Origin of the sequence: Paraflavitalea soli (genome assembly GCF_003555545.1) — a bacterium.
Classification (GTDB): Bacteria; Bacteroidota; Bacteroidia; order Chitinophagales; family Chitinophagaceae; genus Paraflavitalea; species Paraflavitalea soli.
Map to the genome: position 1 here is coordinate 1285719 of NZ_CP032157.1, position 22112 is coordinate 1307830.

The 22112-nt window shown below is 48.2% G+C and carries 14 protein-coding genes; 9 read left to right on the forward strand and 5 right to left on the reverse strand.

What is annotated here, in order from left to right; all coding sequences use genetic code 11:
• Position 1 precedes the first annotated feature (1 nt).
• Together D3H65_RS04885 and D3H65_RS04890 are read left to right on the forward strand one after the other, a co-directional pair.
• Positions 2 to 2659: a glycoside hydrolase family 2 protein gene (locus tag D3H65_RS04885; protein ID WP_119049193.1), complete on the forward strand. Its 2658-nt coding sequence runs from the start codon at positions 2 to 4 to the stop codon at positions 2657 to 2659.
• Between the two features lie 16 nt (positions 2660 to 2675).
• Positions 2676 to 3059 carry a group III truncated hemoglobin gene (locus D3H65_RS04890; protein WP_119049194.1) on the forward strand — a complete coding sequence of 128 codons (384 nt, stop codon included), beginning with the start codon at positions 2676 to 2678 and terminating at the stop codon, positions 3057 to 3059.
• Positions 3060 to 3185: 126 nt separating this feature from the next.
• On the opposite strand, the gene D3H65_RS04895 is transcribed toward D3H65_RS04890, so the two are convergent.
• From D3H65_RS04895 to D3H65_RS04905, 3 genes are all read right to left on the reverse strand, one after another.
• Positions 3186 to 4421: a multiheme c-type cytochrome gene (locus tag D3H65_RS04895; RefSeq protein ID WP_119049195.1), complete on the reverse strand. Its 1236-nt coding sequence runs from the start codon at positions 4419 to 4421 to the stop codon at positions 3186 to 3188.
• Positions 4422 to 4499: 78 nt separating this feature from the next.
• The gene (locus D3H65_RS04900; RefSeq protein WP_119049196.1) at positions 4500 to 6098 is read right to left on the reverse strand and encodes a RagB/SusD family nutrient uptake outer membrane protein; all 1599 of its coding nucleotides are present in this window, start codon (positions 6096 to 6098) and stop codon (positions 4500 to 4502) included.
• A gap of 22 nt (positions 6099 to 6120) precedes the next feature.
• Positions 6121 to 9111, reverse strand: a complete 2991-nt coding sequence (locus D3H65_RS04905) for a SusC/RagA family TonB-linked outer membrane protein (RefSeq protein ID WP_119049197.1) — start codon at positions 9109 to 9111, stop codon at positions 6121 to 6123.
• A 549-nt stretch (positions 9112 to 9660) separates the two neighbouring features.
• Here D3H65_RS04905 and D3H65_RS04910 point away from each other — a divergent pair.
• The 6 genes from D3H65_RS04910 (at position 9661) to D3H65_RS04935 (ending at position 19023) form a co-directional block, all read left to right on the forward strand.
• Positions 9661 to 12690, forward strand: coding sequence for a SusC/RagA family TonB-linked outer membrane protein (locus D3H65_RS04910; protein WP_119049198.1), 3030 nt, complete (start codon positions 9661 to 9663; stop codon positions 12688 to 12690).
• A gap of 32 nt (positions 12691 to 12722) precedes the next feature.
• Positions 12723 to 14204 carry a RagB/SusD family nutrient uptake outer membrane protein gene (locus D3H65_RS04915; protein ID WP_119054389.1) on the forward strand — a complete coding sequence of 494 codons (1482 nt, stop codon included), beginning with the start codon at positions 12723 to 12725 and terminating at the stop codon, positions 14202 to 14204.
• A 172-nt stretch (positions 14205 to 14376) separates the two neighbouring features.
• Complete coding sequence (locus tag D3H65_RS04920) at positions 14377 to 16746, forward strand: alpha-L-rhamnosidase-related protein (RefSeq protein ID WP_119049199.1); 2370 nt, start codon at positions 14377 to 14379, stop codon at positions 16744 to 16746.
• Positions 16747 to 16930: 184 nt separating this feature from the next.
• Positions 16931 to 17482, forward strand: coding sequence for a LytR/AlgR family response regulator transcription factor (locus tag D3H65_RS04925; protein WP_119049200.1), 552 nt, complete (start codon positions 16931 to 16933; stop codon positions 17480 to 17482).
• 212 nt (positions 17483 to 17694) lie between these two features.
• Positions 17695 to 18627: a hypothetical protein gene (locus D3H65_RS04930; protein WP_245999681.1), complete on the forward strand. Its 933-nt coding sequence runs from the start codon at positions 17695 to 17697 to the stop codon at positions 18625 to 18627.
• A gap of 24 nt (positions 18628 to 18651) precedes the next feature.
• The gene (locus tag D3H65_RS04935; RefSeq protein WP_119049201.1) at positions 18652 to 19023 is read left to right on the forward strand and encodes a hypothetical protein; all 372 of its coding nucleotides are present in this window, start codon (positions 18652 to 18654) and stop codon (positions 19021 to 19023) included.
• Here the strand turns inward: D3H65_RS04935 and D3H65_RS04940 are convergent.
• Entirely contained in the window at positions 19020 to 20015 is a 996-nt protein-coding gene (locus D3H65_RS04940; protein WP_119049202.1) for a phosphotransferase enzyme family protein, read from the reverse strand. The two genes, D3H65_RS04935 and D3H65_RS04940, sit on opposite strands and share 4 nt — an antisense overlap.
• Before the next feature lie 125 nt (positions 20016 to 20140).
• Between D3H65_RS04940 and D3H65_RS04945 the strand changes: the two genes are divergently transcribed.
• Positions 20141 to 21034, forward strand: coding sequence for a hypothetical protein (locus D3H65_RS04945; protein WP_211345627.1), 894 nt, complete (start codon positions 20141 to 20143; stop codon positions 21032 to 21034).
• 88 nt (positions 21035 to 21122) lie between these two features.
• On the opposite strand, the gene D3H65_RS04950 is transcribed toward D3H65_RS04945, so the two are convergent.
• Positions 21123 to 21743, reverse strand: a complete 621-nt coding sequence (locus D3H65_RS04950) for a fibronectin type III domain-containing protein (RefSeq protein WP_119049203.1) — start codon at positions 21741 to 21743, stop codon at positions 21123 to 21125.
• Between the last annotated feature and the right edge of the window lie 369 nt (positions 21744 to 22112).

Here is a 22112-nt window from a genome sequence, read left to right on the forward strand (position 1 = left end):
TATGCCTCATCGTTCCATATACTTCCTGTTTTGTTTATTAGCGCTGCGCGCAACTGCACAAGACCGCTATGAATTAAACTCCGGCTGGCAATACGCACCGGCTGCCACGGTGAAAGTGCAGGGCACAGACTTGTCAATGCCCAACTATCCTCTGGCAGGCTGGAAACCCGCCATCGTACCCGGCACAGTACTCACCACCATGTTGCATCACAAACAGGTGCCCGATCCTTTTTATGGCATGAACAATGAGTTGATCCCCGATATATATACCACCGGCCGCGATTATTATACCTGTTGGTTTGTAAAAGATTTTAAAGAAGTTTATCCCACTGCCGGGCAGCAGGTATGGCTGCAATTCCGTGGTGTTAATTATGGTTGCGATGTATTCCTCAACGGTCATAAGCTCAACGAGGTTACTTTCAAAAGCATGTTCCTGCGGCAGCAATACAATATCACACCCTGGCTCACCAAAGATGGTAGCAACAGGCTGGCGGTGATCGTATATCCACCCGATCCGGTAGGTAATCCCAATGGCGGGCAAGGTGGAGATGGCCGGATAGCTAAGAATGTTTCTCACCAGTATGTAGCCGGTTGGGATTGGATACAGCCCATCCGCGACCGCAACACGGGCATATGGGACAAGGTATATATTGAGAAGACCGGCGTGGTGAATCTGAAGAATCCCCATGTGGTTACAATGGTGCCGGGTAAAAGAATGCCCTCGGGACCACAGCAGCCGGCAACTATTAAGATGACGGCCGAACTGGAAAATACTTCGGATAAACCAGTGCAAGGCATATTGCAATATACCCTGGCGGGAAAAAAAATATGGAAAGCCGTTACCATTCCGGCCAATACCACAGCATTGGTCACTCTACCCAATGCAATCCTCAACAATCCCCGCCTCTGGTGGCCGGCAGGTTATGGCCAGCAGGAGCTGTACACAACAGAACTGCAATTCCTGGTCAATGGAAAACCAGCCGATAAAGAATCATTGACCTTTGGTGTACGGGAAATACAAAGGGTATGGAATACCACCACGCTGAGCAGCCAGTTCAACGTGAACGGACAAAAGATATTCATCAAAGGCGGCAACTGGATCATTTCCGATGCGATGCTGCGGTTCACCGATGAGAGATATGATGCGGAAATTCGTTACCACCGTGATATGAACCTCAACCTCATTCGCATATGGGGCGGGGCTTTACTGGAGCGGCCTGAGTTTTATAAAGCCTGTGATAAATATGGTATGCTGGTGTTCCAGGATTTCTGGATGTCGGGCGATTGCAATGGCCGGTGGCAGGATCCTAAAAAAGCAGAGGATCAGGCCACGAGGCGCAAATACCCTGATGACCATGACCTGTTCCTGCGTTCTGTGGCTGATGGGATCAAACTCATCCGCAATCACCCTTCCCTGGCTATCTGGTGCGGCGGCAATGAGATCACACCACCTGATGATATCCTCGCTGCTATGCGCGATTCCCTCTTGCCTCAACTGGATGGCACACGGGTGTTCTTTGATTATTCCAATTCCGACAGCATGTCGATGAACATACTGAAAGGCAATGGAGATGGCCCATATAATATACAGCCTACAGATACTTTCTGGAAATTTCGCACCTATCCCTTCAACTCAGAAGTGGGGTCTGTTGGTTTGGGCGATTATGAATCACTGAAACGATTCATTCCTGCCGCGAATAGGGTGCCCCCTGTATATACCCCGGCTGCGGGTGGTCAGCGGGCGCGTGAGAAAGCTGATTCCGTATGGGAATACCATAAGTACATTGGCTACCAGGATCAAATTGCCAGGTATGGCCCTGTAAAAGATGCGCGTGACTTTGCTATGAAAGCACAACTGGTGAATTACGACCAGTATCGTGCCCTTATGGAAGGATTCACCGCCCATATGTGGGATTGGTATACCGGTACCATCATCTGGAAAACACAAAATCCCTGGACCGCCCTGCGCGGCCAGATGTATGACTACTACCTCGATCCCAACGCCTGCCTCTATGGCCTGCGCAAAGGCGGTGAACCGGTGCATGTAATGTACAATCCTGTTGAAGGCACGGTGATGACCGTTAACAATCGTTTCATATCGAATGACAGTGATTACCTGGCCATAAAAGCATATGATATGGCTGGAAAAAGTATACCGCTGCCCGGTTCACGGGTGAAGCTGGATGCCAGTGCTGTCAATACATTTATGAACATAAAGGATACAGTAGATAAGCTTCGCGCAGAAAAAGGGATATTTCTGTCGATTAGGTTAGTTAGCTCCGACGAGCTTACCCATGGCAGCAACAATCTGTATTGCCTGCCTGCTGCCAACGGACAATATGCAGGTCTCAACGAACTGAGGCCTGCCACCCTGGGCGTTAATGCCACCATGATGGAGTCGGGTAAAATGCTTGTAGAGTTCATAAATAAGACGGGCAGCATAGCCTTCTTCAACCGTATTTCAATACTGCATCCCCAAACAAAGGAGCGTATCCTACCGGCCTTCTATAGCGATAACTATATTACCATCTTGCCCTATGAACGAAAATTTGTATCCATTGAATGGAACGACAAGTCCCTGACCCCGCTGGTAAATGTAGAAGGGTGGAATGTGACAACAAAAACGGTGATCCCGTCAACAGGAGCTGCCGGCAAATGAGTAATTTTGTATCCTTATGCATGACATACAGACCCGTGAAGATATAGAATTGCTCGTCAATGAGTTTTATAAGAAAGTGGTGCCTGATCGCCTGATCGGGCATTTCTTTACCCGCGTAGTTCATTTTACCTGGGAAGAACATATTCCCGTCATGATCTCCTTCTGGGAAACCGTGTTGCTGGGGCAGCAATCCTACAAAGGCAACCCCATGGTAAAGCATATAGAACTGGATGCCTTGTATCCCCTCGATCCCCTGCATTTCGATCGCTGGCTCTACCTATGGCAAGAGACGGTACGCCAGCTTTATGCAGGCGACAAAGCCAACGAAGCGGTAGACCGGGCGCATTCCATTGCTAAGATCATGAAGGCCAAGATCGCAGCGCGGCACCTGCCAGGGTGAGTTTGTAGTACAGCATTGCCCCTGGTCAGGCCATAGAACATGGCCACCGCATTCATGTCTTTCGGTACTGCTGCATATCGCCTGGGTTCCAGGTCCTGTCCTTGTATTTTTTTAGCTCCTGCGGCTTCAGTTTTTATGTGATTCAATAAACTGTTTTGTTTGCTCCGGGTAAATACTGATGAAATGGGTCCTTATCAGGTTGGGATCAGCATTGGTTTTCTCTTCCTGCTTTAGTGTGATGGCGCGGGAGGGGAGGGCAGGCATGTGGCAGTCAATGCAATTGGTGTTGATGGCATTGGCTGGCAGTTTCGCTGCAAAGCTATGTGTTACCGCTTGGTGGCAGCTCGCGCAACGCTGCGATAATACGGCCATGTTCTCCCTTTCCTGCACATGTGGATTGTGACAGGAAGTACAACTCAGTACATTACTTTTAATATAGCACTGGCTGCCTGTGATCAGTTGGTATTGGTTGCCATGTACGTCCAGTTTACTGACGTCCCCACCGGTCTTGATAGCCGATGAAAAATACTGGGACAGTGAATCGCCCGGCTTAAAGGAAAAGATCGAATTTTTTGTAGTATGACCTCCTGAATGGCATTGGGCGCAAAGGTCTACCTGTCGCTGTCGGGACAGTTGTTTATAAAGGGCTATATGCTGTGCTTGCTTTTCCTCCGGATGGGAAGAGTGAAAACTTACATGTTCCGCTGCCGGACCATGGCAGCGCTCGCAATCCATGCCATAGATCACTTTGGTTTTATCAAAATAGTCCACCATTCGTTCCCCTTCCTGTTGCGTGCCCTTGCGTTCGATATACGAGCCGTGACATTCAAAACAGCCAATATTGATCAGCCGGTCAAAGCGTACCTTGTCTGCCGGGTAACTGGGGCTGTTTACCCATGCCTTGGCCCAAACAGAATACGATACCGGCAGTTGAAACACATTGTCATCATACCAGTATAAATAAGTTTGTGCTTTACGGCCCGATCCCACTACCACGCCAAACGGAAATGCCTGCTTTTCCTGGTCATTCATATAGGCTACCTGGAACAGGCCATTACTCCTTTGTTCCATGGCTACTTTTACATTGGCCCGGTAATGAAAGGCATTCCTGCCGGATTCAAAACTCCCTTTGATAGAGGCGGTAGAAGGGCTGGCAGAAGTATTGCGATGGGCCGTAGCCAGGTAACTTTTGTGAATCTCCTGATGGCAGTTGGTGCAGGCTGCTGAACCAATATAACCTGTACCCCTTAGATCTGCTGTGGTAGCCATTCCCTTCTCCGGTTTGGAAAGGCATTGCGAAAGCGTAAGCACCAATATGAAAATGATGGCTGTAATGGCAAGACTATGTTTGTATCGTTGCATGGTTATTTCTGAATATAATAATAGTAAAACCCCTTGTAAAAACAAGGGGTTACCAAAACTAACTGCTATATGAAATCATTATTTATAATCGTCATTCTGTTTCAGGTTGGGATTCTTATCGATCTCTACCTGTGGAATGGGGAACAAGATGCGTGTTTTACCATCCAGTTTAGGACGGTGATTGAACCATATCTTACGGCTGTATACACCAAAGCGGATCAGTTGTTGACGGCGTTGTCCTTCGGCGGCAAATTCCCAACCCAGTTCGTCGAGCATTCTTCCATAAGGGATATCTGCTCCACCCTGCAGATCGGAAATGGTGCCATCGATATTCTGCCAGCCATACTTATAAGAGCTGCCCATTTGTAGTTGGGCGCCGGTCACAGTGGCCTTTGCAGGATTGGTAGTAGCAAAAGCTCTTTTCCGCACGTTGGTCACGATCACGGCTGCCTCATCTGCCTTACCAGTACGAAGCAAAGATTCTGCTTTCATCATCATAATGCCTGCCAGGCGAAATACGGGATAGTCATTGCTCAAGCCGCCCCGGGCACCGGGCTTGATCTCATACTTGCCTATACGGAATCCGTCGAAGAAATCAGTGTTGTCAATGCTGGGTACCTTCTTTACATAAGTAAGGATCAATGCGCCCGTAGCTACATTGTATTGAGGGCCCTGGATCCAGGTATCCTTCATGCGGGTGTCATCCGGGTCATAAGTATCGATGAACTGAGGCACAGCACAGTTACCACCCCAGGGTTGGGCAGCCAGGTCAAGCACATTACGGTGTGCAGAAGCCAGTGTTTTCATGTGGATGCTGTTCTGGGTAGCAAAGATCTCATCGAAAGGCACTGCAAATACCAGTTCCTTAGAGGTATTGTTATTCGTAAGGAAGTTGGTTTTAAAAACAGGCTCCAGTATATAGGGTCCCTTGGTCAGGATCTCATCACATTGTTCAATACATTTTGCCCATTGAGCTGTACCAGTATACACTTCGGCATTGAGGTACAGGCGTGCCAGCGTAGCGCGGGCAGCCCACTTGTTAAAGCGGCCATAAGTGCTATTGTCTGCTTTTTCACTCAGCAGGCCGATATTGTCCAGCAGTTCTTTTTCGATAAAAGCATACACTTGGGCACGGGTGCTTTGTTTGGGGCGCGCAGTGTCTTTAAAATTGGTTACAATGGGTACATTGCCATGATTGTCGATCAGCATGGAATAATAGAAGGCGCGTGCTGTTTTCAATTCGGCCACGAGGGCCTCTTTGCCTGTGGTAACCGGGATAGAACCTTCCTCAATTTGAGAGAGGATCCTGTTTACCGCATTTACTCCTTTAAAATTCTCATTCCAGGAGTTGATTGGCTGCCATTCTGTAGGTGTCCATTCATGCTTGTGCATACGCTGGTAAGTACCGGCATCATACCATCCATTGGGACGTACCGGTGTTACAATAATATCAGCCGGCTCTTCCTGCAGGTCAAAATCTCCCTGCCAGCCTACCATTACCGTACGTAGCACAGTGTATGCCGGACCAATAATGGCTGGAATGTCTTTCTCTGTCGGTTTGAATGATGTTTCCAACACCTGGTCATATACTTCTTCGTCCAGCTTCGTACAGGAGCCCAACATGATGGAGATACCCAAAGCCAGGTATAGTGTGGTCAGAATTTGTTGCTTTTTCATATAGTGAGTTGTAATACTTTGTTTAGAATGTCATGTTTACACCAGCTGTGAAAGTGCGCATGGTAGGATATTTGTCCCTGGAATCAGATCCGGGATCAAGGCCCAGGCGGCTCACTTCGGGGTCGATACCTTTGTACCCGGTTATAACGATCAGGTTTAATCCGGAAGCAAATACCCGCAGGTTCTTAATGTATTTGTTGCCGCCTACATTAAAATTATAACCCAGCGTTACGTTGTCGATCTTCCAGTGGTCGCCATTCTCAATATAATGCGATACATATGCCAGTGGAGATGACAATCTGGCTTTGCCATATACTTTGTCGAATGCGCTTTCGAGCATATTATACGCCTTCACAGTGGGATTTTCATAATACATACGTTGGTAATTGAGGATCTGGTAGCCAAATTGTCCGCGCATGTTCACAGCCAGGTCGATCCTTTTGTAGCTGAAAGAAAGATTCACACCTGCTGTATGTTTGGGAACACCATTGCCCAGTATTTTACGATCATCACCGGATGCAGCGCTCAGGAGCTTGGGTTTACCGTCCTTGTCTTCAATGATCCATTTGCCACTGTCGTCAACATCAATGGATTTGTAACCAAAGAAATTACCAATAGGTTGACCCACTTTTACCCGGTGGGTAATGATCTGAATAGGCTCGCCGGTATGACCTGCATCAAAGAAGTCATTGGCCAGCTTGAAGCGGTCGTCAGAAGAGATAGATACCAATGTGTTTTTATTGTAAGACCAGGTTACATTACCCCTGAACTGGAAATCTTTCGTTCTTACGATATCCGCATTCAGTAATATTTCAATACCCTGGTTTTTCATTTCGCCGGCATTGGCCAGTGTGCTGCTTTGGAAATTTGGTGGTACAGGTACGGGGAAATTATACAGCATATCCTTTGTGCGGCGTTGATAAACATCTATACTACCACTAATACGATTACTCCAAATTGCAAAGTCAAGACCGAAGTTGATCTCGGTTTTCTTTTCCCAACGCAGATCAGGGTTACGATTACGTACAGGCTCGATAGGTTGAATCCATCCGCCATTGTACAGGAACCTGTTGTTGGAATAGTTAAGACTGATGAGCGACATGTAAGGGTCATTGGGTACAGTACCTGTAATACCAAAACCAGCTCTCAGTTTCAGGTCATTGATAAAGTCCACATTCGACATAAATGACTCTCTGCTGATCCTCCAGCCCAGTGAAGCGGCGGGGAAAGTACCCCATTTGTAGTTGGCGCCAAACTTAGAGGAGCCTTCATGGCGTACGATGGCAGATATCAGGTATTTCTCATCAAATACATAGTTCAGACGTCCGAAAAAGCCGATGAGTTTATTGTTATTCTTAAAACTGCTCATGCCTACAGCGCCATTTGCCAGCTGCAGGGCGTCGCCAGATTGCAACCTGTTGTAAGAATACAGGTCAGTTGGGAAATTGGAGTTGTTGGCAGAAAAACCTTCACTGGTTACATCCTGGTAGCTATAGCCACCCATGATGGTAACTTTATGGAGGTCCATGATATGGGTGTAATCGGTGGTGAATTCCAACAGGTTGTCGCGCAGGTAATCTGTACCCCTTGAGGCATAACCTGTTCTGCGCAGGGTTTCAGATGCCCGGTGGTTTTTGTTTTCTGCATAACCGTTCAGGTTGGTACGCTTTACGGAAGACAGCAACAGTTTCAGGTTGAGGTTGCGGATAGGTGTAAACAGTACATTGACGTTGTAACGCATTTCGTTTTGAACACTTTCTCCATCCACTTCCTGTATAGGGCGAAGGGGGTTATCATAGTTATAGGCATTGGGATCTTCCCGGTAGAAGCCTGCTGAATTGTACACGCTATCTGTTGGGTTGCGTATGATGGCCTGACGGTAAATATAAGCGTAGTTGGGAGCGTCGAAATACTTACGGTTGCGTCCGATCACATTGAGGTTTAACTTCAGCTTGCCATCAAACATAGAATGGTTGATGTCTGCACGACCGAGAAGTTGTTCATTCTCTGATCTTTTGAAAAAACCCTGCCATTGCCGCAGGTTCAAAGTGGCTACATAATTCGTTTGTGCATTGCCTCCCTGGAAGGAAATATTATGCGTTTGACTCACCGGCTTCCTGCTTATTACATCCAACCAGTCGGTAGATGTACCCATATCGGTATTAGCAGGAAATATGCCTTCTTTGATGCCCCTGCGGTATCCGTCCGCATCCAGGAAATCCATTTTGCGGGCGATGGTTTGAACATTTACCTGTCCCTCGTAGGTAACTGTTGAAGGGCGGTTGCCTTTTTTGCGGGTAGTGATCAATACCACCCCGTTGGTGCCGCGCGTACCATAAATGGCCGCAGCGGAACCGTCTTTTAATACATCTATTGACTCAATATCTTCCGGAGCAACAGTGTTGAGTGCGCCGGGGATACCATCGATCAATACCAATGGTTGGGTGGAAGACATGATTGTACTGCTTCCGCGTAAGGATATTTGTGTGGTGGCATTGGGATCGCCGCTGGCTGTTACCACAGATACACCGGCTACTTTACCTTGTATCAATTGGCCTGCATCACGCGCAAACCCTTTGGTGAAATCTTCTGATTTTACACTGGCTACAGCACTCGTTACTTCACCTTTCTTTTGTTTGCCATAACCTACCACTACTACTTCATCAAGATTGGCGCTGCTGGTTTGCAGTGTTATGTTCAGCGTTGTTTGATTGCCTACTTTAACTTCCTGCGGAGCGAAACCTGTACCCGAGAAAGCCAGGATGCTTTCTCCACTGGGTACCTCAATAGAGAAGGCGCCTTTGGCATCGGTGGCAGTACCTTGTTGAGCATTTTTTACCTGAACCGAAATGCCGGGAAGTGGGTTTCCCTTGGCATCTTTTACAACTCCTGTTACCGTAATGGCTACGGGCGCCTTTTTGTAGAATGGCAGGTCCGGAGCAAAAGCGCGGACTGAGACAGGCGAAAAACATAGGCAGGATACTATGCCTGCGCCTGCAATGAGCTTGATCATAAGCAATGTGATTTGTTTGTTTAGTGTTTATGTACAATCGTTCGCTTACTATGTAAGAGAGGCTACTGTATTTTTTAGTCAAACGGGTACTGGTGATCGAAGTCCGGATAAGATTATATGGCAATAGAATTCCCCGCCGCTCTACACAGCCTTGTCATGAATGCGTTGATAAAGGATGTAACGAAAATATCACATGCCGGTAAGATTCTGTTTATGGTATTTAACCGTGTCTTGACAGATTTTAACTTTAATTGTTAACAAGACAATTAATGATTTCGTTTGTGTAGCGGAGATATTTCGTTGTAAGCAGTTTGCTGAATTGTTGTGGTGGATTGTGTGTTGCTATTAGCGATGATCGAACTGCTGGAGGCTCGTAGCATCGCTGTTCCTGATAAGTTTACGTTCCTTTTCAGCAATGCTAAACCGTGATAGTAGGTTTTGCAATCGGTATCTGCAAACGATTCCGTTAATAAACATGCACTTATCTGAAAAAATATTGAACTTGGGTTAGATGTTACTTTAGAACAGCTATTAACCAAAACTATTGCTATGTCAACAACAAGATTACTTTATGTAATGATTGTTTTGCTGATGGGTATGCCATGCCTTGCGCAAGACAAACCGGTCTCCGGAAAAGTACTCTCCCCCGATAATAAGCCCCTTGCAGGTGTAACCGTACAAGTAAAGAATACCAACAATGTGACCACTACTGCAGATGATGGGACCTTCACCCTAGCAGCTCCCTCCGGCAGGGTCGTCTTATCGTTTTCTTATGTTGGTTATGCAACCAAAGAAATGACTGTTAATGCAGGTTCACCGGTTACAGTACAGCTACAGGAAGATGCCAAAGACCTGGGCGAAGTGGTGGTGGTAGGGTATGGCACCCAGCGTAAGTCTGATCTTACCGGCGCCGTTACTTCCCTGCGTGGAGATAAGATCCGCGAGATGCCTGTCGTGAGCGTGGAACAGGCCATGCAGGGACGCATGCCCGGTGTACAGGTACAGCAAACTTCTGGTCAGCCGGGCGCTGGTATCTCCATCCGGGTGCGGGGTGTTTCGTCTATCGCGGGCGGAAACGAACCACTCTACGTGATCGATGGCCTTCCACAGTTCAATGATGATGTACGTGGCGTAAATGGGCTGGCAACGATCAATCCTTCGGATATCGAATCCATCGAAGTGCTCAAAGATGCTGCTTCTACGGCGATCTACGGATCACGAGGCGCCAATGGAGTAGTGATGGTCACTACCAAGTCTGGTAAAGCAGGCGCTACCCGCGTAGTATTTGAAAGCTCTGTTGGCCTTCAGCAAATACGTAAAAAGCTCGACCTGATGAACAGCCAGGAGTACGTGGATTTTGCCAGGCGGTATTATGTGAACACAGGCCAGGCTGCGCCTGCTGAGCTGACCAATTTCACACCCACCATCAGCACGGATTGGCAGGATGAAGTATTTCGTACAGCTCTGTTGCTGAATACCAGCCTGGGCGTTTCCGGCGGTACAGATCGCAGCCGGTATTATGTATCCGGCGGCTATACGGATCAGCAGGGTATTGTATTGAACAGCGATTACAAACGTGGCTCTATCCGCGTAAACCTGGATAATAAACTGAGCGATCACTTCAGCATTCAATCGCGCTTTACGGTATCCAGAGCGGTGCAGGATGGATTTTCTCCGGCTATAGGTGATAATACCCGCAACTTTGGTAAATCGGGTATTGGCTCTGTGCTGCGCTCCATTTCTACCGTAGGTGTAAAAAATGCTGATGGCACCTATACGGATACTTCTCCTTTTGGATTCAATGGTATTGACGTAGAAAACCCGGTAGCAGTAGCCAAAGAAGTGCTTGATCGCAATACTACTACGCGTGTGCAGGGTGGGGTAGACATCCGGTGGACGATCATTAAAGGGCTCTCTAATACGATAAGGCTGTCGGGCGATTATTACCATATCCGCCGCGACCTTTATTTTCCCCGCATATTGCCCCGCCTGGGTAATAATATCGGATCAGCTGAACTGGGACAATATGATAAAACATCGGGTCTGGTAGAAGACTTCCTGGAATACAGGCATCAGTTAACCTCCGATCTCAACATGGAAGCCATTGGTGGTGTTTCTTACCAGCATGACCGTTACGATCAGACTGATCTGGCAGCATCCGGATTTGGCAGCGACGACCTGAAGAATTATAATTTCAGTTCCGCCAACACAGTCAGCAAGCCTGTTACTGATGTGAGTGAGAATACGATCTTATCGGCTTTCGCCAGGGTGCGTTTCAACCTGAAAGACAAATACCTGCTGTCGGCCAGTATACGGCGTGATGGCGCTTCTGTATTTGCAGCCAATAACAAGTACGGTGTATTCCCTTCTGTATCGGCTGCCTGGCGTGTCTCTGCCGAGAAGTTTATGGAAAGGTTTACCTGGATGTCCAACCTCAAACTGAGGGCCAGTTGGGGACAAGCAGGTAATCCTGCCATTAAGCCTTATCAGTCGCTGCTGCTGGGTAAAGCCGTCAACACCGGACAAGGCGCCGGATCAGGACTGTCTGTAGGGGTGGCGCCTACCTTCCCCAATCCCAATTTGAAATGGGAAACCACCAGCCAAACCAATATTGGTCTGGACCTGGGCTTACTAAGCGACCGGTTCCGCTTTACCTTCGATTATTACATCAAAAAGACCTCCGACCTGTTGGCGCTGGTACAATTGCCTCCATCTGCCGGTGTAAGCGCTGGCATAGGAACGGGGCCTGATCAGATCATCGACAATGTAGGAGAAGTAGAAAACAAAGGATGGGAGCTTTCATTGGGAGCTAATATCATCAATACAGCCGATTGGACTTTCTCGCTGGATGTAAACTTTTCTCAGAACAAGAATAAAGTCACCAAAACAAAAGACAATAAGGATATTCCCACCATTGCCGGTGGCAATGATGCCTCAGGTTCCAATAGCATTATCCGCGTGGGACAGCCGCTGTCGGCATTCCTGGGGCCCAAATTTTTAGGACTTGACAAAGACGGCGTACCCATCCATGAAAACCTCAACGGAGACAAGGATGCCAATGGCAGGGATATTATCAATGCCATCGACAACCAGATACTGGGAAGCCCCTATCCCGACCTTTATTATGGTATTTCGCCCACTGTACGTTACAAACAAATAACGTTTAGTATGATATGGGCCGGCGTGAGTGGCGCTTTGATCAACAATGCTGCCTTGTTTGAACTCACCAATCCCATTATCTCCAACCAATTTAACAAGCTGAAAGCAGCCAATGAGTTTTATCCAAAGCCCAGTCAACTTGCCGGCAATGCCCACCTGCGTTCATCGCGGTATATGGAAAAAGGTGATTTCTTCCGCATGCGGAATATCCGGCTCGATTATGCTTTCAAACTGAAAGGCCGCACCATTAAAACGTTGAATGTATACCTCAGCGGGCAGAACCTGATCACCTTTACGGATTACAGTGGGTACGATCCCGAGGTCAATACCTTCAATGGCAATGACCGCCGGCAGGGTGTAGACTTAGGCGCTTATCCTTCTGCCAAAACCTATAACCTGGGATTCAGCCTTGGATTTTAATCATGAACTATTACCATAAAATACTTTACAATATGAAACCGACTAATTTTTACGCTTTGCTCATCACCCTGTTGCTGGTGACGATAAGCCAGGCCGCTTGTGATAAGATGCTCGATGAAAAACCCAAGGCCACACTGGAGCTGGGACAGCTAACGCCTGATATATTGGATCAAACGCTGGTGGGCGTGTATGAACCACTCACCAGGAGCCGTGGCCGCCTGTGGGAGTCTACTGTAGGGCTGGGCCTTGAACTGATGAGCGACTATGCCGATGGCGGTCCTACGCAAGTGGCCTGGAGCAATTACAATAATATCATGAACAATCCCAATGCATTGGGACAACCATGGACCACCTTGTATGAAGCCATTGGCCGGGCTAATTATCTCATCGTAGCGCTGGATGCCAATACTACCCTGGCCACTGATCTGAAAGATAAAGCCTATGGCGAAGCCCGGTTTGTAAGGGCCATCTGTTATTTCTTTGCAGTAAGGGTATGGGGGAAAGTGCCAATGCGTCTGAAGCCGATCATCAATTCCGGTGATGTGGCCCTCGCTAAATCTGACATTCCGGTTATTTATAACCAGATCATTGAAGACCTGAAGTTTGCAGAAGGTGTACTTCCTAATAAGACCGGCGCACCGGGACGTGCTACCAAAGGCGCTGCCAAGGTAGCCCTGGCCGATGTATACCTCACCCAGGGCGATAACCAAAAAGCCCGCGATAAGGCGAAAGAGGTGATCGACAATAAAGCTACGTATGGCTATAACCTGGAGCCTTCTCTCGCTACGGTGTATTCACCTACGCTGCCTACCAATATGGAAGATGTATTTTCCCTCAAATTCTCGCAGTTCCTCGACCGCGGTTCTTTCATGGCATCCTATTGGGCCGATTCAAAGGCCAAAGCTGCCGGTTATTCCGTAAGCGGCAATAAATTTGGCGGCATCATTTCCGTGGCGCCCCTCATCAAGAACTGGGATGTAAAAGACCTGCGCAGACAATTCAGTCTGTATGATACCTATGTGATCAACGGGGCCACGGTGAAAGCAGAAATAGAACCTGATATCTACGACCTGCGCCTGGGCAAATACAAAGATCCCAATGCCCCTATTGATACGGGTAATGGAAATGATTTTTACCTCTATCGCTATGCCGATGCCTTGCTCATTTTTGCCGAGGCAGAGAATAAACTCAATGGCCCCGCAGCTGCTTACGATGCCATCAATATAGTGAGAAGGAGGGCGTATGGGGTTAGTTTAGACGTTCCCAGCGCCCTGGCCGATCTGCCTGCTGGTCTTTCTCAAACGGCTTTCGATGATATGGTGTTCCGGGAGAGGGGTTATGAATTCATTGGAGAGGCCAAGCGCTGGTTTGATATGGTACGTACAGGAAGAGCAGCACAATTGATCACAGAAGTACGTGGCCTCATCAAACAACCCGTACGCAAACCTACGCCTTCCAGGTTCTTATTTGCCCTGCCCGATGTAGAGCTGCAAAACAATCCGCTGGCGAACTAGTAAAGGCCTTGCTACTGATAAGTAAGTTGAAACACCCGGATGATTTGATCACCCGGGTGTTTCTATTTCCCCAAACGAATAGTCAACAGCTAAAAGCTAACCCCTAACAGCTAATCCCTGTTTTTTCTATACATTTAGTATCCGGTTGTTTCACCTGTTAATGCTATTTATAATGAGATCACCTGCTGTCCTTTTGCCGTTTTTCCTCCTGTTATTTGCTGTTGGTACGGCGCAACAGTTGCCTGTCAATCCTGCCTTGTTGAAAGATCACTGGTCTGCCAGCTGGATCACCTGTCCCGGCGTATCCCTGCGCAGTTATGGTATCTATCATTTCCGGAAGACCTTTACCCTAGCCGATAAGCCTGCTTCCTTCATCGTGCACGTATCGGCCGACAACCGCTACCGCCTCTTTGTGAATGGTACGCCAGTGTGTAATGGACCTGCCAGGGGCGATCTGTACAACTGGTATTTTGAGACCATTGATCTGGCGCCCTGGCTCAAAGCCGGTGCCAATACCATTGCTGCCCAGGTATGGAATATGGGAGAGGAGGCCGCTGTAGCACAGATTTCCAACCAGACAGCCTTTGTATTGCAGGGCGATACCGAAAAGGAAAAACTGATCAATACCAACGGCTCCTGGAAAGTATCAGAGAATAAAGCTTATCACCCTTGCTCGATGGACAATGGCGCCCGCCTGCACTCCTATATGGTGATAGGGCCTGGTGATAGCGTACAGGCTTCCTTATATCCCTGGCAATGGGAGCAACCAACCTTCAACGACGCACAATGGCTGCCCGCCCGCAAACTGGCTTCTCCCGTAACTGTAGGATATGGTACAGATAATTTGTGGACGCTGGCGCCGCGGAATATTCCCCTGATGGAAGAAAAATTGCAGCGCATCAATACCGTACGCCGGGCAAGTGGTCTGCAAGTGCCAGATGCTTTTTTGCAGGGCAACCAGGCGCTGACTATCCCCGCCAATACCACCATAAGCATCCTGCTGGATCAAACCTTCAATACCGTCGCTTATCCGGAAATGATAGTCACCAGTGGCAAAGGCGCTGTCATCCGCCTCACCTATGCAGAAGCATTGTTTGGTAAAAATGGCAAAGGCAACCGTAATGATATTGAAGGCAAACAAATGGCTGGCAACTACGATGTGTTTGAGGCAGATGGAGGAGCAAAAAGATTGTTTCGCCCGCTGTGGCTGAGGACCTATCGTTACCTGCAACTGGATATTACCACGTACAATGAACCGCTGGTCATTGATGATCTATATGGCATGTATACGGGATACCCTTTCGAACAAAAAGCTGTTTTCACCAGCAACGATGCTTCCCTGCAGGATATCTGGAATGTAGGCTGGCGTACTGCCCGGCTTTGTGCGGGGGAGACCTACTACGACTGTCCCTATTATGAGCAGTTGCAATATGAAGGCGATACGCGCATACAATCACTCATATCCTTGTACGTGACCGGCGATGATCGCCTGATGCGTAAGGCCCTGCTGGATTTTTATCATTCCCGCGTGCCGGAAGGGTTAACGCAGGGCAGGTATCCCAGCAACCGGCTGCAGGTAATACCGCCCTTCTCACTGTACTGGGTATCGATGTTGTACGATTATTTCATGCACCGGCCCGATGAAAAATTTGTGGCCCAATTCCTTACAGGAGCCGAAGGGGTACTGAACTGGTATGAGCGCCATATTGATACTGCGCGTCAAATGCTAGGCCCCATGAAGTGGTGGAACTTTACTGATTGGAACCACGCTTTCCCCAATGGCGTACCCGATGGGGCAACCAATGGCAATTCATCGGTCATCACTTTGCAGTATGTATATACCTTACAACAGGCTGCTGCACTCTTCAGTCATTTTGATAAACAACCGCAGGCGGCGAGGTACAGGAAGATAGCCGCCAGTTTGAGCAAGGGTACTTACCAGGCCTGTTACGATGCCACAAAAGGAGTGATGGCCAATACCCCTGCCCATAATACATTTAGTCAGCATGCCAGCATTATGGGCGTATTGACCGGCGCCATACCTGTAGCGCAACAACAGCCCGTGATGCGGAAAGTATTATATGATACCTCCCTTAGTCAAGCCACCTTTTATTATCGTTTTTACCTCACGCTGGCGCTGAAGAAAGCGGGCATGGGGGCGCTTTATTACAGCCAGCTTATGCCGTGGCGTGATATGCTGAAGAACGGCCTTACCACTTTTGCAGAGAATCCCGATCCTACCCGGTCCGACTGTCATGCCTGGAGCGCCAGTCCCAACTATGATTTCCTCGCTACCATTTGTGGCATTACTCCCGCAGCGCCGGGCTTCAGGAAAGTGCAGATAAAACCCCAGTTGGGTGAATTAAAGCAGGCCAGCGGCCGTATGCCCCATCCGGATGGAGATATCGAGGTAACGTTGGAAAGGAGAGGGGAAACGGGGGTGCATGCTACTATCACCCTGCCACCGGGGCTCACAGGTGCTTTCCTATGGAATAATAGTACCCGGCCGCTCAAATCCGGCAAGCAGGTCATCGCCTTATAGCCTGTTGGGTAGTAGCTGTCTGTTCAAATACTGTTAAAAGCGATGAAACCACAAATAGTACGATAAAATGCAGTCCTTGCTTTCATCGTGCTATTAAGACGTTGGTAGTTATGTGATCCTGTTGTTTTTTTCCTGTTGCTAATTTACATCGTCAAATTATTCATGTCACATTAGCACGATAGCCATGCAACAGGACATAACAACCAGCACTGCCTTGCCCTATACCACCGTGAAAGGAAGAAATGAAAAACGAGCCGATCCCTCAACACCCGATTATGAATTGATGAACCTTTTTAACCTGCTCAAGGCAAGAGAACCTGAGTTGTTAAGGAGGTTATTAAATTCATGTGCGGCCTTGCTGTTGAAAGATGAACCGGCTGTGCCGGGTTATCAGGCAGAGAAAGAACGTTTCCTGGTAAAAACGGGCCGGCACCTCACCTCAGTGCACATCAGCCAGGTGGCCTTTTTTTACTGTGAGAATAAAACGGTATACCTCAAAACGAAGGACGACAGGAACCATATTCTCAAATTGAGCATCGAAGAAATAGAGAATACAGTATCACCCCGCGATTTTTTCCGCATCAGCCGACAGATCATCGTGAGCCGGCATTCCATCAAAAAGATCATTATCTGGTTTAATGGCACCTTACGGGTAGACCTCATGCCCGGCGACCATGCCAATATTATCATCAGTAAACTGAGAGCCCCTATGTTCAGGCAATGGCTTGGCGAATAAAAGGTCATAACAATACCTAAGTAAGTTTAGTAAGAGTTTTCTCATGTGCAAATCTAATTTGCTGCGGAGGGCCATTCCTGGTCCTCCTAAGTGTGTTGGCGCCTGCTGCAATAAAATAGATCAGGAAGCGTTGGCCGCCCCGGTGCAGATATGTTTTCCTGCTCATTAAACCTTTTGCCCGATCTCCTGTCTGATTACAAAACCACCCTTTTATGAAAATGACCAGGAGTATTCCCGGATTGCTTATTTGTCTTAGTATGAATGCTTTACCAGCAGAAGCCCGGGATCAGGCCGCGTCCGACTCTACAGGATTGCCAGGCGACAACTTCAGCCTGCAGGGAGCCCTTGAGCTGTTTAAAAAGGCAGGTTCTCCCGAAGAATTTGAAAAGCTGCTCAATACCTCACAGAATAAGGTCAATAACCTTGATCTCAATGAAGATGGCCAGATTGATTACATACGGGTGATCAATAAGAAAGAAAATGATGTGCAGATATTTGTATTGCAGGCCCTGGTATCTGATCAGGAAAGTCAGGATATTGCCGTCATAGAATTGGAGAAGACCGGGCAGGACAATGCCGTAGTGCAGATAGCGGGTGATGAGGATATTTTTGGTGAAGAAACGATAATAGAACCAGGGGATGATGACAATGCTTATAATGCTGCCGGCTCTTCAGTAGCCCGTGGTCCCAATGTGGAGCCGGTTGAAACTGCTACTGATGTTGCCATAGTGGTAAATGTGTGGGCATGGCCTTGTGTGCGCTATGTATATGCACCTTCTTACAGGTTATGGATATCTCCCTGGACCTGGGCTGCGCGTCCTGCGTGGTGGCGTCCCTGGAAGCCACTGTCCTGGCAGGTATACCGTCCCATACGTTATCGTTATCGTCCTCATTATGTAGTGGTGCATACACACCGGGTAGCTTATGCGCCCCGTTTGTACCGGCCCATGCGTGTTACCTCTGTTACCGTAAGGACCCGCCACCAGGTTACTGTTACCAATTACCGGACCAGTCGTAGTACCCATAGCGTAACTGCTTCCCGCAACAATAAACAATACCATGCTACGCGTAAAACAACTACTGTAGAAGGACCGCGTGGAAATAAAGTAAGCAGAACAAAAACAACCGTACGTCGTAAAAGATAATATTGAAATAAATAAAACATCACCATGAAAAAGTTATTGGCTTCACTGTTCATTTTGGGTGTCGCAGCTTTCTCCACCTTGCAGGCGCAGGACGCAGGGAAAGGGGCCATGTCAAAACGCATGACCGATTCTATGACCGTACAGCTTAGCCTCACTGCTGAGCAGGTGCCCAAGGTACAGGCTATCAATGATGATTTTGCGGCGAAAGCAGCAGCCATCAAAAGTGAAGGAGGCGACCGCATGAGCAAGGGCAAAAAGATCAAAGCCGCCAACAGTGAGCGTGATAAGGCCCTGAAAGCAGTATTGACCGAGGCACAATTCAGCGAATACAAGGCCCATAAGAAAGAGAACAAAGCCGAGATGAAACAGCGGTTTAAAAAGAGGAAGCAGGGCTAGAAACAATACTGGTCCATTATTTTTTTGATAAGCGCTACCCGCTCCTTCAGAAAGCGTGTAGTAAAGAAGTGCGTGGAGAAATCATCAAACTGGTCATAATGGAAGCCCAGATAGAACACCCAAAATCCAAGGTTGAGCAAGGGGATGGCCTGCTCTTCTGCTGCTGATACGGGCCTTGTTTCCCGGTAGGCGCTGAGGAATACCTGGAAAGCCCTGTCTGATTGTTCCCGGGTGCTTTTGCCCAGGATCACATCCACGGCGAAATGCGTCCAGTAGGTCATAAGGTCGTTCACGAGATAACCTTTACCTGCAAAATCGAAATCAAAAAAAGTGACTTGATTCTGTTCATCAATGTGAAAGTTCTTGGGCAGGAAATCAAAATGGCAATAACCTACAGCAAAGTTGCTGGTATCCAACCCCTCCAGTTTCTGTATAATGGCGGCGGCTGTATCCTGTAAATATTGGTATTCATCGGGCAGTTCATGGAAGGCGGGCGCCAGGGCAGCTATAGGTCCCAGCAGCGTAGTCTGGTGATTATAACTTCTTCTTGCATGGCTAAGCTGAATGGTGGAAGTAATATCATGAACCCGCGCCATTGCGCGGCCTGTATTGGTGATCTGCTCATCACTGATCACACCTACGGGTTTTCCCGCCGCATAGCTAAACAATACGCCGTAACGGGTGCCTTCGGCGGCTTCGAAAGATTGGATCTGCCCGCCTTCCAGGTCCCTGATGGGGTGGGATACAGGGGCGCCCCCTTCCTGCAAGGCATTCAGCAATTCCACTTCTCCTTTTATTTCTTCCAGCGAGCGGTGTGCATCCCGGTATATTTTGAAGATATAGCGTTGTGCCTCACCTTCCAGTTTATACGTATCACTCACGCCCCGCAGCAGGTAGCGACAGATGAGTGGAGAAAATCCATACAGGTTTTCAATGGCTTTTCCCAGGGCAGGGGCCGACAGGGTAGAGTATTGGGTGGGGAAAATGGCCATGATTGATTTTTTGAGTGGGGCGCGAAGCTAAGGGATTTCATTGATATTGGAACAGGATAATATTGGCAAACACCCGGTGAAGCAGCATATAAGAAATGTGGCAGCAATCACTGACATTTATCAATATGAAAACAACATTGCCATCCCTCCTGCTGCTATGTACTTCTTTGGCAGCCGTTACAGGTACAGCGCAGGAGGCGCCTGCTGCCCTCCTAAAAGATTATGAGCAGGCCATGATAGCGCCACCGCCTGCTGCCCTGGCGCTCGATACCTTCTATAAGAAACATGCTGATGCATTTGGTATTCCCATTGTGTCATCGGGCAAAGTGCCCAATGCGGCCCTGCTGATAGGGCGTGATATTGTGAATTATATGCTGGTCAAAAGGCCCGATATACGCGCTGAGTTAATAAAGCGGAAAGCCCGCGTGCTGGTGATGGCGGAAACGGAAATGGAGACAGACCTGCCCGAACGCAGCAACTGGAAGAAACCTGCCCGCGACGACAGGCGGTTAACGCCCGGCGAAAGGGATAATTATGATAAGCCCGGTGGCATTGCCAGTATGAGCGACAGGGAGTATTGGAACAAGCGGGCGCGTGGCATGGGCGGTACGGTAACCTCTTGTGCGGAAGAGAACCTGCTGGGTTATCCCGGTACGCGGTATTATGGGGAGAATATATTGGTGCATGAATTTAGCCACAATATCATGGGCGCTTTGCGCAATGCCGATTCGGCTTTGTTTGCAGAGATCCAACCAGCGTATGAAGCAGCCAAAGCCAAGGGCATGTATAAAGGTCAGTATGCGATCAATACGGTGGCCGAATATTGGGCGGAAGGCACCCAGTGGTGGTTCTGGAGCAACTACGAGTTTTATGATGGCGATACCCGGGTGCAAACGCCGGATGACCTCAAAGCCTATGATCCCGCTTTATACAGTATTCTGGAGCGGGTGTATCCCGGTCACCATAATCCTGCTGATGTGTATTATGGTCGTAATGTGAGACCAGCAAAGCGCAAGTAGATTGGTAAGCTGATTTCATTAGAACAAGTACGTATAAACCAGTGCCACCCGCACATTGCGGGAGGCGCTGGTTTTTTTCATTAAATCATCAGGCTGCCATGCGCAGTTGAACATTGGTATAGGCAATTTGCTGGCGGGGGCCGATTGCTGCCACCCTGAACCAGTATTTCTTACCTGGCTCAAGATCGGTAATGGTGGCTTTGCGCACCGTTGTAAATTGTTGTGTCCATTCGCTGGTGGGTGTCAGCGGGTCGGCTGTATATTCATGAATGTAGGATCGGGCACCTGTGACGCGGTCTACGCTGGAAACTACCTCGCCTTCATTTACACCGTTGCCTACTGAAAAATTGTCGGGCACGCTGATGGGCGGCAGGTTGGCTGCAGGCTTTGCAAGGTCAAAGCCGCTGCTCACGAGGGCCGCCTCACTGCCACCGGATGTAAAGGTTACATAGCCGGCAAGGTCCATCAATGTTTTTTCCAATAAGCTGCGCATAAGGTTTTTGTTAGCTACCTCTGCCTTGTCGCGTGTTAGTGCTTTAGATAGGGCAGTAGCGTAGGCCGTTATATGCGAATTTACAACTGTGAGTGCAGGAACCGGGGTGGTGAAATACGTATTATCGGTCATTGCTGCTACAATAGCCTGGGCTTTTATTTCCAGTTCGGGATCAGACAGTCTTACAAAATCAAGTTTTAAACGCGGTGTTTTCATGATAAAAGATTGATTGGTTTTTTAAATAAAATTGGATTGTATTCGCCACCGGGCGAAACGTGCTACTAAGGGAGGGATTAATCTTTAACTTGTACAAGGTTTAAGATAATAGTACGGAGTGAAATACAGGTGCGCATACGGGATATAGAATAAGTCCTTTCTTATGTATCGGATTGTATAACGGTACCGGTTAAATAAATAGTACGTGGGTAAACGATATTTGTATTTATTTGACAAATGTAGGTTGCCCGTTGCCTTTCTAAAGCAAAAAAGCTTGAAAGCGAAGCCTGTCGCTTTCAAGCTTTCATCGTGCGCTTTAAAAGGGTGGTCGCTCCCTTTTAAGCTTTGTGCCTTCGGCTGCAAGCTTTC